The 15,253-nt window shown below is 70.3% G+C and carries 11 protein-coding genes and 2 tRNA genes; 8 read left to right on the top strand and 5 right to left on the bottom strand.

The features are described from left to right. Positions 1–40: 40 nt before the first annotated feature. On the top strand, positions 41–862 hold the full coding sequence (locus tag I3V78_RS31300; RefSeq protein ID WP_204493255.1) for a class I SAM-dependent methyltransferase: 822 nt from the start codon (positions 41–43) through the stop codon (positions 860–862). A 68-nt stretch (positions 863–930) separates the two neighbouring features. Here I3V78_RS31300 and I3V78_RS31295 read toward each other — a convergent pair. Both I3V78_RS31295 and I3V78_RS31290 read right to left on the bottom strand, forming a co-directional pair. Next, a tRNA-Asp gene (locus tag I3V78_RS31295) sits at positions 931–1,007 on the bottom strand. Between the two features lie 14 nt (positions 1,008–1,021). After that, positions 1,022–1,093: transfer RNA gene (locus I3V78_RS31290), tRNA-Val, on the bottom strand. Between the two features lie 194 nt (positions 1,094–1,287). On the opposite strand from I3V78_RS31290, the gene hemE reads away from it, so the two are divergent. The 3 genes from hemE to fadJ all read left to right on the top strand — a co-directional run bounded on the left by hemE (position 1,288) and on the right by fadJ (position 6,037). Continuing rightward, the gene (gene hemE, locus I3V78_RS31285) at positions 1,288–2,325 is read left to right on the top strand and encodes a uroporphyrinogen decarboxylase (protein WP_204493253.1); all 1,038 of its coding nucleotides are present in this window, start codon (positions 1,288–1,290) and stop codon (positions 2,323–2,325) included. A 164-nt stretch (positions 2,326–2,489) separates the two neighbouring features. Beyond that, positions 2,490–3,794, top strand: a complete 1,305-nt coding sequence (fadI, locus tag I3V78_RS31280; protein WP_204493251.1) for an acetyl-CoA C-acyltransferase FadI — start codon at positions 2,490–2,492, stop codon at positions 3,792–3,794. Continuing rightward, positions 3,794–6,037, top strand: a complete 2,244-nt coding sequence (fadJ, locus tag I3V78_RS31275) for a fatty acid oxidation complex subunit alpha FadJ (RefSeq protein ID WP_204493248.1) — start codon at positions 3,794–3,796, stop codon at positions 6,035–6,037. The genes fadI and fadJ overlap by 1 nt, the downstream gene beginning before the upstream one ends. A gap of 49 nt (positions 6,038–6,086) precedes the next feature. Here fadJ and I3V78_RS31270 read toward each other — a convergent pair whose 3' ends face one another. Next, positions 6,087–8,009, bottom strand: coding sequence for a CocE/NonD family hydrolase (locus I3V78_RS31270; RefSeq protein WP_204493246.1), 1,923 nt, complete (start codon positions 8,007–8,009; stop codon positions 6,087–6,089). A gap of 190 nt (positions 8,010–8,199) precedes the next feature. On the opposite strand from I3V78_RS31270, the gene I3V78_RS31265 reads away from it, so the two are divergent. From I3V78_RS31265 to I3V78_RS31255, 3 genes are all read left to right on the top strand, one after another. Further along, entirely contained in the window at positions 8,200–10,584 is a 2,385-nt protein-coding gene (locus I3V78_RS31265; protein WP_204493243.1) for a hybrid sensor histidine kinase/response regulator, read from the top strand. 62 nt (positions 10,585–10,646) lie between these two features. After that, positions 10,647–11,777, top strand: coding sequence for a mannosyltransferase family protein (locus I3V78_RS31260; RefSeq protein WP_204493241.1), 1,131 nt, complete (start codon positions 10,647–10,649; stop codon positions 11,775–11,777). Further along, the gene (locus I3V78_RS31255; protein ID WP_204493239.1) at positions 11,774–12,439 is read left to right on the top strand and encodes a methyltransferase domain-containing protein; all 666 of its coding nucleotides are present in this window, start codon (positions 11,774–11,776) and stop codon (positions 12,437–12,439) included. Before I3V78_RS31260 ends, I3V78_RS31255 begins: the two co-directional genes overlap by 4 nt. Here I3V78_RS31255 and I3V78_RS31250 read toward each other — a convergent pair. Then, positions 12,415–13,254 (bottom strand): ChbG/HpnK family deacetylase, encoded by an 840-nt coding sequence (locus I3V78_RS31250; RefSeq protein ID WP_338023798.1) that lies wholly within the window; start codon positions 13,252–13,254, stop codon positions 12,415–12,417. The two genes, I3V78_RS31255 and I3V78_RS31250, sit on opposite strands and share 25 nt — an antisense overlap. A gap of 5 nt (positions 13,255–13,259) precedes the next feature. Beyond that, positions 13,260–14,054, bottom strand: coding sequence for a glycosyltransferase (locus I3V78_RS31245; protein ID WP_204493234.1), 795 nt, complete (start codon positions 14,052–14,054; stop codon positions 13,260–13,262). A gap of 210 nt (positions 14,055–14,264) precedes the next feature. Here I3V78_RS31245 and I3V78_RS31240 point away from each other — a divergent pair, with 210 nt between their 5' ends. After that, the gene (locus tag I3V78_RS31240; RefSeq protein ID WP_239576792.1) at positions 14,265–15,140 is read left to right on the top strand and encodes a diguanylate cyclase; all 876 of its coding nucleotides are present in this window, start codon (positions 14,265–14,267) and stop codon (positions 15,138–15,140) included. The last annotated feature ends 113 nt before the right edge of the window (positions 15,141–15,253 follow it).

Genomic DNA, 15,253 nt, shown 5'->3' with positions numbered 1-15,253 from the left:
TTCCCTGGCCTAGAGTGCGGGCGAGAGGGGAGGACACACGATGAAGCGCATGTCGCTGTTCGAGTTCGAGGACTTCCGCTGGTTCCCGGGCGGCCTCCGGGAATGCCTGACGCTCTACATCGCCGCGCTGCACCGCGTGCTCGGCACCGAACGGATCCTGGCGCCCCTGCTGGCGCGGGCCCTGAATGCAGCGGCCACCGACCGGATCGTGGACCTCTGCTCCGGGGGCGGCGGACCCCTGCTGCCGACCACCGCACGGCTCGCGGCCGACCACGGTCTGCGGCCGAGCGTGACCCTCACCGACCTCTATCCGAACACGGACGCCGCCACGCGCATCAACGCGGCGGGGGATTCGGCGCGGGTCCGCTACTTCCCGAGCCCCGTCGACGCGGGTCGGGTCCCCGATACGCTCCAGGGCGTGCGGACCGTGATCTGCGGCTTCCACCACATGCCCCCGCCGGTCGCGCGTCGCATCCTCCAGGACGCCTTCGAGAAGCGGCAGGCGCTCTGCGTGCTCGAGATGAGCGACAACGCCCATCCGCGCTGGCTGTGGTGGACGGCCATCCCCGCCAGCATCCTGATGGTGCTCCTGCTGACGCCTTTCGTCCGCCCCCTGCGGTTGCGGCAGGTGCTGTTCACCTATGCGCTCCCCGTGCTCCCGCTGATCATCGCCTGGGACGGGGCGGTGTCGAACGCGCGCACGTACACCGAGGAGGATCTGCGGGAACTCCTGGTGGGGCTGGCGGCGCCGGACTACCAGTGGGACATCGCCCACCCGCGGGCGCCCGGTGCCCCCGCGACGATGCTCACCCTGGTGGGGCTGCCCCGCACCCCGCGGGCGTCTGCCCCGGTGAGCCGTTGACGTGGGCCGTGCCACCTGCGGGAAAAGAAAAAGCCCAGCAACCCTTTCGGATTGCTGGGCTTCTCTTTTGGCGAGGAGTACGGGACTTGAACCCGTGGCCTCCGGCGTGACAGGCCGGCGTTCTAACCAACTGAACTAACTCCCCACAACGAGACCGCATGGGCGGAACAGGGATTGAACCTGTGACCATCGCCTTGTAAGGGCGCCGCTCTACCGCTGAGCTATCCGCCCTCCGCCCGTCACCGCGCTGCGATGGGGCGGCTTTTATCGACCGGCTCCGCCCCTGTCAAGCCTACGTTTTCCACGGCCAAATCATTCCCCGCGCCCCCGACTCGGGCGTTGACCCCGGCCCTTCCTCCTGCCAACCCTCGTCGTCCGCCCGGCCCCCGATGAGGAGGGCGGGCCGCCACCTGGAGCCCTCCGCCTTGAACGACCGTCTTCTCCGCGCCGCGCGCCGCCAGCCCACCGACACCACTCCCGTCTGGCTCATGCGTCAGGCGGGCCGCTACCTGCCCGAGTACCGCGCCATTCGCGGCAACATCGCCTTCCTGGACCTGTGCAAGCACCCGGACCTGGCGGCCGAGGTCACCGTCCAGCCCATCACCCGCCTGGGCGTGGATGCCGCCATCATCTTCTCGGACATCCTCATCCCCGTGGAGGCCATGGGCATCGAGCTGGAGCTCGGGGACAAGGGGCCGCACTTCCCCAATCCCCTGCGCTCCGCCGCGGACATCGAGAAGCTGGGCATCCCCGACCCCGTGGAGGGCACGGGCTTCGTGGCCGAGGCCATCCGCCGCACCCGCCGCGCCCTCAATGACTCGGTGCCCGTCATCGGCTTCTGCGGCGCGCCCTTCACCCTGGCCGCGTACATGGTCGAGGGCGGCGGCTCCAAGAGCTACATCCACATCAAGCGCCTGCTCTTCGAACAGCCCCAGCTCGTGCACACGCTCTTCGAGAAGCTCACGCGCACGCTCGTGCCCTACCTGCTGATGCAGGTGGAGGCCGGCGCGAGCATCGTTCAAATCTTCGACTCGTGGGGCGGGGAGCTGTCCCCCTGGGACTACGAGCGCTTCTGCCTGCCGTACCTCACGCGCATGGTGAAGGAGGTGCAGGCGCGCGGCGTGCCCGTCATCGTCTTCGGCACCGGCATGTCCAACCACCTGCCCCTGCTCAAGCGCACGGGCGCGGACGTCATCGGCCAGGACTGGCGCACCCCCATCGACGAGGCCCGGCGCGTGCTCGGCCCGGACGTGGCCGTGCAGGGCAACCTGGACCCGCTCCACCTCTTCCTGCCCCGCGAGGAGCTGGAGGCCCGCGTGGTGGACATCCTCCAGCGCGCCGGCCCCGTGGGCCACATCTGCAACCTGGGCCACGGCATCCTCCCGCCCACGGACCCCGAGGCCGCGAAGTTCTTCGTGGAGGCCGTGCACAAGCACGGCTTCGCCCTGCGCCAGGGCACCTGACGCCCCCGCGGAAGTGTGCGCTGGCCGACAGCCCGTCCCGGCCTCCCACCGAGCGGGGAGGCGGGGTGGGGTGGGGTGTTGATTCCAGAATCAATCTTCCGTTGACGCGCCGCTCCACGGGTCATTAGAAGCGCCTCATCCCGAAGCACCCGGTGAGGCACACAATGGCACGCGAGCAGCAGCGCAACGGTCACCGCAGGGTGGCCATCGTCCGTGGATTGCGGACGCCCTTCGCGAAGGCGGGCACGGACTTCGCGAAGCTCACCGCCCTGGACCTGGGCCGCATGGTGGTCCAGGAGCTCGTCCAGCGCGCGGACCTGGACGCGAACGAGATCGACCAGGTGGTGTTCGGCCAGGTCATCCCCACGCTCACCGCGCCGTCCATCGCGCGCGAGGTGGTGCTGGCCGCGGGGCTGCCCCGGAAGATCGACGCCTTCACCGTGGCGCGCGCCTGTGCCACGTCCATCCAGGCCATGACGGCGGCGGCCAACGCCATCGCCCTGGGCGAGGCGGACGTGGTGCTCGCCGGTGGCACCGAGTCCATGTCGGACGCGCCCATCTTCACCAGCCGCCCCCTGGCCCAGTCGCTCGTGGCGGCCTCCAAGGCGCGCTCCCTCGGTGACAAGCTCAAGGCCTTCCAGACGCTCAAGCCGAGGGACCTCGCCCCCGTGCCCCCGGCCATCGCCGAGTACTCCACCGGCCAGACCATGGGCGAGAGCGCGGAGAAGATGGCCAAGGAGAACGGCATCTCCCGCCGCGAGCAGGACGAGATCGCGCTCGCCTCGCACCAGAACGCCGCGCGCGCCTGGAAGGACGGCTTCTTCGATCCCCAGGTGATGCACGTGGTGGTGCCGCCCAAGTACGAAAAGGTGGCCGAGAAGGACAACATCGTGCGCGCGGACACGAGCCTGGAGTCGCTCTCCCAGCTCAAGCCCGTGTTCGACCGCAAGTACGGCACCATCACCGCGGGCAACTCCTCGCCGCTGACCGACGGCGCCGGCGTGCTGCTGCTGATGAGCGAGGAGAAGGCCAAGGCGCTGGGGTACACGCCGCTCGGCTACCTGCGCTCGCACGCGTACGCCGCCACGGATCCGGGCGACCAGCTGTTGCAGGGGCCCGCCTACGCGGCGCCCATCGCGCTCAAGCGCGCGGGGATGACGCTCGCGGACATCGATCTGGTGGAGATGCACGAGGCGTTCGCCGCCCAGGTGGCGAGCAACCTCCAGGCCCTGGCCTCCAAGGACTTCGCCAAGAAGGCGGGCTGGAGCGCGCCGGTGGGCGAGGTGGACCGCACGCGGCTGAACCTGTCCGGCGGCTCGCTGTCGTTGGGTCACCCCTTCGGGGCCACGGGGGCGCGCATCGTCACCCAGGCCCTGCATGAGCTGAAGCGTCAGAACAAGAACACGGTGCTGTGCACCGTCTGCGCCGCCGGTGGCCTCGGAGCCGCGGTGGTCCTGGAGCGTGAGTGATGGCTGCCACGGTTGCGCACGAGGTCGAGGTGAAGAACGGCTTTGGCTATCAGGTGAGCGAGGGCGTCGCGCTCATCGTCATCGACCAGGAGGGCGAGCCGGTCAACACGCTCTCGCCCGCCACGGGTGAGGCGTTCACGGCGCTGATGGCGCGCGCGGAGAAGGACCCGACCGTCAAGGCGGTGGTGTTCCTCTCTGGCAAGAAGGACAGCTTCATCGCGGGGGCGAAGATCGACTTCCTGCAGACGATGCGCACGGCGGAGGAGGCCACGGCCGCCTCGCGCGCCGGGCAGCGGGAGTTCGACCGGCTCGAGGCGTTCCCCAAGCCCGTGGTGGCGGCCATCCACGGCGCGTGTCTGGGCGGAGGCCTGGAGTGGGCGCTCGCGTGTACCTACCGCATCGCCACCGACAGCCCGAAGACGTCCATCGGCCTGCCCGAGGTGCAACTGGGCCTGTTGCCCGGCGCGGGCGGCACCCAGCGGCTGCCGGCGCTCATCGGCGCGCAGGCCGCGCTGGACATCATCCTCGCGGGCAAGAGCGTGAAGGCCGCCAAGGCCAAGAAGCTCGGCATGGTGGACGAGGTGGTGCCGGTGCCGCTGTTGCGTGAGGTGGCGCTGCGGCGCGCCCTGGAGCTGGCGGCGGGCACGCTCAAGGTGAAGCGCTCCCGGGGCCAGGGGCTCAAGGCGGTGGCGCAGCAGGGCAAGAAGGGCCTGGGGGGCCTCCTGCAGGGGCTCGCCAACCGGGAGATGTGGGCCGAGGTGGCGCTGGAGGACAACCCGCTCGGCCGGAAGATCCTCTTCGACCAGGCGCGCAAGCAGCTGCGCAAGAAGACGCGCGGCAAGTTCCCCGCGCCCGAGAAGGCGCTCGAGGCCATCCGCGTGGGCCTGGAGTCCGGCCGCGCGGCGGGGCTGGAGGCCGAGGCCCGGCTGTTCGGCGAGCTGGTGGTGTCCGACGTCTCCAAGCGCCTGGTGGAGATCTTCTTCGCCACCACCGCGCTCAAGAAGGAGAACGGCACGGCGAAGCCGGACGTGAAGGCGCGCCCGGTGAAGAAGGTGGGCGTGCTCGGCGGCGGGCTCATGGGCGGCGGCATCGCCTACGTGAGCGCGGTGCTCCAGGGCGTGCCGGTGCGCGTGAAGGACAAGGACGACGCGGGCGTGGGCCGCGCGCTCAAGCAGGTGCAGGGCATCCTGGATGAGCGCGTGAAGCGCCGCTCGCTCACCTGGCGCGAGGCGGCCCAGAAGCAATCGCTCGTCACGGGTGGCACCGACTACGCGGGCTTCAAGAGCGTGGACGTGGTCATCGAGGCCGTGTTCGAGGACCTGGCCCTCAAGCGCCGCATCCTCGGCGAGGTGGAAGCCGTCACGCGCGACGACACCATCTTCGCCTCCAACACCTCCAGCATCCCCATCACCCAGCTGGCCGAGGGCGCCCGCCGGCCCGAGCAGATCATCGGCATGCATTACTTCAGTCCGGTGCACAAGATGCCCCTGCTGGAGATCATCACCCACAAGGGCACGGCCGACTGGGTGACGGCCACGTGCGTGGAGATCGGCAAGAAGCAGGGCAAGACGGTCATCGTCGTCAACGACGGGCCGGGCTTCTACACCTCGCGCATCCTCGCGCCGTACATGAACGAGGCGGCGTACCTCCTGGCCGAGGGCGCGGACATCGCCGAACTGGACAAGGCGGTGGTGGACTTCGGCTTCCCCGTGGGGCCCATCACCCTGCTGGACGAGGTGGGCATCGACGTGGCCCAGAAGGTGGGCCCCATCATGGAGGCCGCCTTCGGCAAGCGCATGGTGGCGCCCAAGGCGTTCGAGAAGGTCGTGGCCGACGGTCGGCTCGGCCGCAAGAACCAGAAGGGCTTCTACACCTACGACGGCAAGAAGAAGGAGGTGGACACCTCCATCTACGAGCTGCTGCCCCACGGCAAGAACCGCAAGAGTCTGGACGCGCGCGAGATGGCCGAGCGCTGCGCCCTGCAGATGGTCAACGAGGCCATCCGCTGCCTGGGCGAGGGCATCCTGCGCAGCCCGCGCGACGGGGACGTGGGGGCCATCTTCGGCCTCGGCTTCCCGCCGTTCCTCGGCGGGCCCTTCCGCTACGCGGAGAGCCTGGGCCTGGGCGAGCTGCTGCGGCGGCTGGAGCACTACCACGACAAGTACGGCGAGCGCTTCGCCCCCGCGCCCCTGCTCTTCGAGAAGGTGAAGGCGGGCGAGACGTTCTACCCGCGCGGCGCCTGAGTCCCCGCGCGCGGAGGCGCCCGAGCCCCGGGCGCCTCCGCCGCGTGTGTCACTCCGCCAGCGCCGGCAGCACGTTCACCTTGAGGGCGCTCGGGTGCGAGGCCTCGTGGTACACGCGGTGCGTGGCGCGCACGAAGTCCTCCTCCTTCGCCTCGAAGATGTTGGGCACGAAGGTCTGCGGGTTGCGGTCGATGAAGGGAAACCAGCTCGACTGCACCTGGATCATCAGCCGGTGCCCGCGCTGGAAGGTGTGCAGCACGTCGTTGATGACGAAGCGCACCTTGGTCACCTCGCCCGGCGTGAAGGCCTTGGGCTCGCCGTAGCTCTCACGGAAGCGGCCCCGGAAGGGCTCGCCGCGCACCAGCGTCTGCTGGTGGCCCCGGTTCTCCACACCCTCCTGCTCGGACTGCCGCGAGGTGCCGGGCAGCTTGCCGGGGTTGACGTCGATGAGCTTCACCACCCAGTCCGCGTCGCTGCCCGTGGTGGACACCCACAGCTCCGCCTCCAGCGGGCCCGCGAGCGTGAGATCCTTCTCCAAGGGCTCCGTCTGGAAGACGAGCACGTCGGGCCGGCGCGCCGCGAAGCGCTGATCCTCGGTCATGTAGTTCTTCGCCCAGCGCGGGGTGATCTCCGTCGTGTAGGGCACGGGCTTGGCCGGATCGCTCACGTACTCGGCGAAGGAGGGCGCGGCCTGGGTGGGGGCCTGGAACGACAGGCCCTGCCGGGGCTGGAAGTAGAGCCGCTGCTCGCGCACGCCCTTGGGCGGCCAGGTGTCGAAGCGGCGCCAGCGGTTGGCGCCCGTCTCGAACACCAGGGCCTCGGGCAGGTCCGGCGCCTCGCCGCCCTTGAGGTGGTGCTTGAAGAAGGTGAAGCCCAGCTCCTGGTAGGTGCGCGCCGTGGGGAAGCCGAAGTCGGCGTCGCCCAGGGCGCGGCCCTCGCTGCCGAGCCACCCGCCGTGCGACCAGGGCCCCATCATCAGGGTGTTGGAGATGCCGGGGTTCTGCTTCTCGATGGCGGCGTAGGTGCGCAGCGGGCCGTACAGGTCCTCGGTGTCGTACCAGCCGCCCACCGTCAGCACGGCGGCCTTGATGTTCTTGAGGTGCGGCAGCAGGTTGCGCGCGCGCCAGAACGCGTCGTAGTTGGGGTGCGCGGCGAGCTCCTTCCAGAAGGCCACGTCGCCCTTGAAGTGGCGCGTGTCGGCGTTGCCCAGGGGGCCGAGGTCCAGGAAGAACTGGTAGCCGTCCGGCGTGCCGTGCTCGAAGGGCTTCCAGCCCTGCTCGGCGGTGGGCTGCGGCCGGGGCCGGCCGAAGGTGGAGAAGAAGTCGAAGGCGAGCACCAGGTTGAAGGCGCCGTGGCGGTGCATGTCGTCCCAGAACCAGTCCGCGATGGGCGCCTGGGGGGACACGGCCTTGAGCGCGGGGTGCGAGTCGATGACACCCGCGGACGTGTAGAAGCCGGGGTAGGAGATGCCCCACTGGCCCGCGCGGCCATTGTTGTGCGCCACGTTCTTGAGCAGCCAGGCGAGGGTGTCGTACGTGTCGCTGCTCTCGTCGATGTCCTGGGGGCCCTTCTTCACGTCCAGGTGCGGGCGCACGTTGACGAACTCGCCCTCGGACATGTTGCGGCCGCGCACGTCCTGGTTGACGAAGATGAAGCCGTCCTTCTCGTACGCCTCGGTGGGCCCGAGCCGCTCGGAGTAGCGGTCCGTGCCGTAGGGCGCGACCGTGTAGGGCGTGCGCACGAGCAAGAAGGGATAGCGCCTGGTGGGGCTCGCGTCGTTGGGGATGTAGACGGCGGTGAAGAGCTTCACGCCGTCGCGCATGGGGATGCGGTACTCGAACTTGGTGTAGTGCGCGCGCAGATAGCTGGCGCGCTCGTTCACGGGGGGCTCGGGAGGCCGGGGGGGCTGGGCACGCGCGGGCGCGGCGAGCGCGACGAGCCCGAGCACCATGAGGTGGCGGATGGGGAACATGCTCTCTCCTGGAGGGAACGGGCGGCATTGTCGGTGAACGCACGGGACGCGGGAAGCGCCGCGTGGACCCGTGGCCGGTGTCGCTCCCTGGATGGCAAATTCTGATAGGAGCGGCGGGGCCTCGGGCCTGTCGTCCTGTGTGTTGCCGAATTCCCCGAGGATGCGCTTTATCCCCACACCCCACCGCGCCATGACCGACCCGACGAACGAACCACTCCATGAGCGCATCCGGACCCTCGAAGCCGAGGTGTCGCGGCAGCGGGCCATCCTGCGGAGCAGTGTCGACTTCGCCATCGTCGTGACGGACCTCGAGGCCCGGGTCACCGACTGGAACCGGGGCGCCGAGCAGATCCTGGGCTGGACGGCCGAGGAGATGCTCGGTGAGAAGGTGGACCGTTTCTTCACGCCCGAGGATCTCGCGCTCAAGCAGCCGGAAAAGGAGATGCGCCAGTCGGTCGAGAAGGGCCGCGCCGCCGACGAGCGCTGGCACCTGCGCAAGGGCGAGGTCCGCTTGTGGGCCGCGGGCGAGATGATGCCCCTGCGCGACGAGGACGGCACGCACCGGGGCTACGTGAAGATCCTGCGCGACCGGACGCCCGAACACCTGGCCGGCGAGGCGCTGCGCCGCTCGGAGGTGCGGGAGGACCGCTACCGGACCGTGCTCGACTCCCTGGAGGTCGGCTTCTGCATCATCGAGGTGCTCTTCGCGCCGGATGGCAAGCCGGTGGACTATGTCTTCCTCGACAAGAACCTCGCGTTCGAGCGGCAGACGGGCCTGAGCGATGTCGTGGGCCGGCGCATGCGGGAGTTCGCGCCCGAGCACGAGCAGCACTGGTACGACGTCTACGGGCAGGTCGCGCGCACGGGGGTTCCCGTGCGCTTCGAGAATCGCGCCGAGAGCCTGGCGGGCCGCTGGTACGAGGTCCATGCCCTGCGCCTGGGCGCGGCGGGCGAGAACCGGGTCGCCGTCCTGTTCAACGACGTCTCCCAGCGCAAGCGCATGGAGGACACGCTCCGGGAGTTGAACGCCAACCTCGCGCAGCAGGTGGAGGAGCGCACGCGCGACCGCGACCGGCTCTGGCGGCTGTCCTCTGACTTGATGTTGGTGGCGCGGTTCGATGGCGCCATCACCGCGGTGAATCCCGCCTGGACGGAGATGCTGGGTTGGAGCGAGGCCGAGCTCGTGGGGCGCAGCCTGTTCGAGTTGGTCCACCCCGACGATCAGACCCGGACCGCGGGCGGGGCGAACGACATCTCCGAGGGCCGCGCGCTGTGGCGCTTCGAGAATCGCTACCGTCACAAGGACGGGAGCTACCGGTGGATCTCCTGGACGGCGGGCCCGGGCGACGGGTTCATGGTGGCGGTCGGGCGGGACATCACCGCGGAGAAGGCGCGGGAGGAGACGCTCGCCAAGACCGAGGAGCAGCTGCGGCAGGCCCAGAAGATGGAGGCGGTGGGGCAGTTGACGGGCGGTCTGGCGCACGACTTCAACAACCTGCTCACGGGCATCACCGGCAGCCTGGAGCTGCTGTCCATCCGCATCGCGCAGGGCCGCCTCAAGGAGCTGGATCGCTACACCGCGGCCGCCCAGGGCGCGGCCTCGCGCGCGGCGGCCCTGACGCACCGGCTGCTCGCGTTCTCGCGCCGCCAGACGCTCGACCCCAAGCCGGTGGATGCCAACCGCCTGGTCGAGGGCATGGCGGACCTCATCCGTCGCACGGTGGGGCCCGAGGTGCTGGTCACGGTCTCCACGGCGGACGGGCTCTGGTCCACCGAGGTCGATCCACACCAGTTGGAGAACGCGCTGCTCAACCTGTGCATCAACGCCCGGGACGCGATGCCCGGCGGGGGCCGGTTGACGATCGAGACGAACAACCGGGTGCTCGATGCGCGCGTGGCGCGGATCAACGACATGCAGCCGGGCAGCTACATCGTGCTGTGCGTGTCGGACACGGGCACGGGCATGCCGCCCGACGTCATCGCCAAGGCGTTCGATCCGTTCTTCACGACCAAGCCGCTCGGCGCGGGCACGGGCCTGGGCCTGTCGATGATCTACGGCTTCACGCGGCAGTCCGGCGGCCACGTGAGCATCTACTCCGAGGTCGGCAATGGCACGACGGTGTGCCTCTTCCTGCCGCGCCACCTGGGTGAGGCCAAGGCCGAGGATGCCGCGCCCCAGCTGTCCGAGGCGCCGCGCGCCGAGGTGGGCGAGACGGTGCTGGTGGTGGACGACGAGGCCGCCATCCGGATGCTGGTGACGGACGTGCTGGAGGAGCTGGGCTACCGCGCCATCGAGGCCGCCGACGGCGCGTCTGGCCTCAAGGTGTTGCGGTCCGAGGCCCGGATCGATCTGCTGGTGACGGACGTGGGCCTGCCGGGCGGGATGAACGGCCGGCAGATGGCCGACGCGGGCCGGGTGCATCGGCCCGGGCTCAAGGTGCTGTTCATCACGGGCTACGCCGAGGCGGCCGTGGTGGGCCATGGCCACCTGGAGCCCGGCATGCACGTGATGACCAAACCCTTCCCCATGGAGGCCCTGGCCACGCGCATCCGGACGTTGATCTCCGGCGAGTGACAGGGTCGTTGCGCGGCGCGGTCCTCCTTGACCCCCGGACGCTTCTCGATGAAGCCTGCGCCATGCACCGCGCTCCCTACCGGGTCCTCGCCCTCGTCATCCTGGCCGCGCTCGTCGTCTGCGCCGCGGCCGCGGGCGTGGGCGAGTGGTACTACCAACACCACAAGACGCCGCCGGGCCCCGAACAGGGCGTGCTCGGCTACGTGCTGGGGGGGTGGTATGCCTATGACTCGGGCTGGTACCAGTACATCGTCGAGAACGGCTACTTCTACCGTCCGGGCGAGCAGAGCGCGGTGGCCTTCTTCCCGCTCTATCCGCTCGCCGTCCGGGGCCTGCACGCGCTGGTGCCCGACGTGCGGCATGCCGGCATCCTGGTGACGCTGGTGTGTGGGCCGCTGTCCGTGATGCTCTTCTTGTCCTGGGCCCGCATGCGCACGGACGCGGACACCGCCTTCCAGGCGGCGCTGCTCTTCGCGCTCTACCCGTTCACCTTCTTCCTCTACGGGGTCATGTACTCCGATGCGCTCTTCATCCTGATGGTGGTGGGGGCGTTCTGCCTGTTGGAGAAGGGGCACCTGGGCACGGCGGTGCTCCTGGGGGCGCTGGCCACGGCGGCGCGGCCCGTGGCGCCCGCGGTGGTGGTGGGCCTGCTGGTGCGTCGGCTCGAGTGGAAGCGCGAGCGGGGCGAGCGCTGGACGGCCCTGGACGCGCTGCCCGTCCTGTCCGCGCTCGGCTTCGTGGCCTACATGGCCTACCTGCAGTGGAGCTTCCACGAGCCGCTCGCCTTCGTGAAGGTGCAGTCGGCCTGGGGCCAGGTGCCCGGCTGGCGCTCGTGGCTCAAGGTGTCCTTCTTCAAGACCCTGATGTCGCCCCAGTCCACGACGGACTACGTCGTGTTCATCTGCCTGCACGCGGCGCTGAGCGTGGGGGCGCTCGCCCTGCTGTGGCCCACGCTCAAGCGCCTGGGCTGGGGCTATGGCGCGTTCTGCGCCGTCATGGTCGGCCTGCCCACCGTGTCCACGAAGGACTTCATGGGCATGGGGCGCTACCTCCTGTCCGCCTTCCCACTCTTCCTCACCCTCGCGATGCTGCTGCGCGAGCGCCCCCGGTGGCGCCACGGCATCCTCGCCGCGAGCTCGCTCTGCCTCGTCCTCCTCTCCGCCGCCTTCGGGCTGGACTACTACCTCTCGTGAACGCACCCCTCTCCGCCGCCCTGGCCCTCTTCTCCCGCCTGCCCCCCGCCGAGCGCTTCCACGTCCAGGCCCGCGCCTTCTCCGCGCCCCTGGAAGCCGTGGCCGCCCGTGTGCCGCCCGGGGGCGCCGTGGCCGATGTGGGCTGCGGCCATGGCCTGCTCACCGCGCTGCTCGCCCTCGGGGATTCTCGTCGGCGGGTGCATGGGGTCGATCCTGACCCCCGCAAGGTGGCCTGGGCGCGCCAGGGCCCGGGTCGGCTGTCCCATGTGACGGTGGAGGAGGGGGGCGTGGACTCGCTCGCCGAGCAGCTGGCCGGCCAGTTCGACACCGTGGTGGTGTGTGACGTGCTGTACCTGCTGCCCGTGGAGCGCTGGGGCGACTTCCTCGGCGCGGCGCGCCGCCTGCTGCGGCCCGGCGGACGGCTGCTCTTGAAGGAGGCCGAGGGGGATGGCTCCTGGAAGCACCGCAAGTGCCTCGCGCAGGAGTGGGTGATGGTGAAGGCGCTCGGCCGCACCCAGGCGGGGGGTGACCTGGTGCTGCAGCCGCGCGAGACGGTGCTCGGCGTGCTGCGGGACACGGGCTTCATCCCCCGCGAGACGGTGGCGCTGGGCGTGGGCTACACCACGCCCCACATCCTCTACGTGGCGGACAACGCGCCGTAGGTGGTCAGCTCCACGCCGACGTCCTTCAGTCGGGCGCGGACGCGGGGGCTGGTGAGCGCGTCCAACTCCGACTGCCAGCCGTACGTCCACGCCGGATCCTCGGGCACGTGGGGATGGCCCTCGCCGGGGTGACACCCCAGCTCGAAGTCCCCCGCGGGCAGGCGCTCGAGCAGGGCGAGCAGGGTGGACTCGGAGAGCTGGCCCGCCTCGAACACGCCGCCCGCGCTCACGCGCCGCACGCCCGAGGCGGCGCGCGGCGCGCTCCGGGCGAGCAGCGTGAGCAGGGTCGTCTTCACCGCGGGGCCGGGCGTGCGCCACCACGACGGTCGGGGCAGGCGATCCGGCCAGCGCACGGGCAGTCCCTCGCGCCGGGCGAGGGCCTCCACGCGGGGCCGCACGCCGGGCAGCAGGTGCAGGTGCTGGTGGGCATCCAGGTGGTCCACGGGGGCGCCCAGGGCCCGCGCGCGGGCGAGCTGCGCGGCGAGCTCCCGCTCCAGCTCCTCGCCGCGCACCTGGCCCGTGAGCCACGCCCGGGCGAAGTCGGCCCAGCTCGCGCGCAGCCGTCCGCCGGGGGCCACGGTGGGCACGTGCGCGGGGTCGGCCGCGGGGGCCAGCCGGGTGGACAAGGCCAGGTGCACGCCCAGGGCGAGCCCCTGCTCCCGGGCGCGCGCCACGGCCTCGGGCGCGCCGGGCCCCATGACGAGCAGGGTGGCGCTGGTGACGATGCCCTCGCGATGGGCCCGGAGGATGCCCGTGTCCAGCGCGGGGTGCAGCCCGAGGTCGTCCGCGTTGACGATGAGGCGCGTGCGCGTCACCGGCCTCACCCGGAGGTGGACGTCTTCTCGCGCGCCACGCCGTGCAGCGGGGCCACGGAGGGGGGCAGGCGCACGGGCCGCTGGGTCGCCTGCGGCCAGCGCGTCTCCGGGTAGAGCTTGCTCAGCTCGCGCACCATCTTGAGGATGACGGCGGGCGAGGACAGCGTGGAGACGCCGCGCGTGCGCGGGAAGTAGTCCACGCCCATCTGGAAGACCTTGAAGCCCTGGTGGATGGCCTTCACCACCAGCTCCGCGTCGATGAACGAGCCCTGGCTGTTGAGCTCCACCGACTCCAGCACCCGGCGGTGCATCACCTTGAAGCTGAAGTTGATGTCCTTCATGTGGACACCGAACAGCGTGCGGATGAGCAGGTTGTAGGCGAACGAGTAGGCGATGCGCTTGGGCCCCTCGCTCGTGCGGTCGAAGCGGAAGGCGCAGATCATGTCCGCTTCCAGGTACTTCATCAGGTGCAGCGCCCGCTCCAGCTCCTTGAGATCGAAGGGCAGGTCGATGTCCGAGTACACGACCACGTCCTTGGTGGACGCGGACAGGCCGGTGCGCATGGCGCCACCGAGCTTGAGGTTCACCGGGTGGGTGACGAAACGAAACTGGGGGATGCGCGCCGCGAGCTCCTCGCAGATGGCCTGGGTGCGGTCGGTGGACGCATCGTTGACGACGATGATCTCGAAATCGTCCGTCAGGCGGGGGAGGACCTCGAGGGCGCGCATCACCGAGCGCTCGACGTAGTCCTCCTCGTTCCAGGCGGGGAAGAAAAGACTGATGCTGGGTGCAGTGCCCACGAAAAACCTCGACGAAAGGTCCGCGTTGGGGGACGCGGGCAGGCGGCAGGTATCAAACATCGCGGGGCGAGTGCAATCCAACGGTCGCGGAGCCTCGCCCCGGCGTGATAGCGTCGCTGGCTTACGTTCGTTCCGAGGGTGGATGTGGGAGACAGGCGCCTCATTCTGCTGGTGGACGAGTTTCCCGCTCGGCAGGCGGAACTCGTGGGCATGTTGGAACAGGACGGCTTCGCCATCCGGTTGGTGTCCGCGGGCGCGGAGGCCCAACGGTTGCTGCCCGAAGCACATCTGGTGTTGCTCGTGTTGGGGCCACCGGGAAGTCCTTCGCGCGCGTTGCTTCAACACCTGATGGCGCGAGATGACGAGGGCAGTGGCCCCTCGCTCATCGCGCTGGTGCCCGCCGAGGAGCGCGCCGCGATGCTCGCCGCGCTGCGCTTGGGCGCGGAGGTGGTGCGCACGCCGGTGGATCCCGAGGAGCTCCAAGCACGCATGGTCCGCTGCATCCAGGACCGCGCGCGGCTGGATGCGCTGATGACCCGCGTGAACGCGCTGGAACGTTTGTCCATCACGGATGGACTCACGCAGGTGCACAACCACCGCTACTTCCAGGACCGGCTGCGCGAGGAGTTCCGGCGCGCCCAGCGCTACGACGATCCGCTGTCGCTCATCCTCATCGACCTGGATCACTTCAAGAGCTTCAACGACACGCACGGCCACCAGGTGGGAGACATCGTGCTGCGCGACGTGGCGGCCCAACTGCAGCGCGGCGTGCGCGAGACGGACCTGCTCGCGCGCTACGGCGGCGAGGAGTTCGCCATCCTGCTGCCGCGCACGCCCCTGGCCGGCGCGCTCACCGTGGCCGAGCGCGTCTGGCGCGAGATGGCCACGCTGCGCACCGGCCCCGAGCGCACCCTGCGCGTCACGGCCTCCGTGGGCGTCTCCTCGTTCCCCCACCACGCGGTGGGCAGCGCCGACCAGCTCGTGCGCTCCGCGGACGAGTCGCTCTACCGGGCCAAGCACGAGGGCCGTAATCGCGTGTGTGTGCACACGGCCCTCTCGTCCACCGAGCGGCCCGTTCCTCGCTAGCTCCCTTCCGGGCGGTGCGCGGTGGGTCACTATTGACCCGATTTGGGGGTCGGGGTATAGCTCGACCCAGGGTGGGACCGGTCCCCGGGTACGGAACCACCCGGTATCAGGGC

The organism is Archangium primigenium, assembly GCF_016904885.1.
GTDB lineage: Bacteria > Myxococcota > Myxococcia > Myxococcales > Myxococcaceae > Cystobacter > Cystobacter primigenius.
This window is presented reverse-complemented; position numbering and strand designations above follow the sequence as displayed.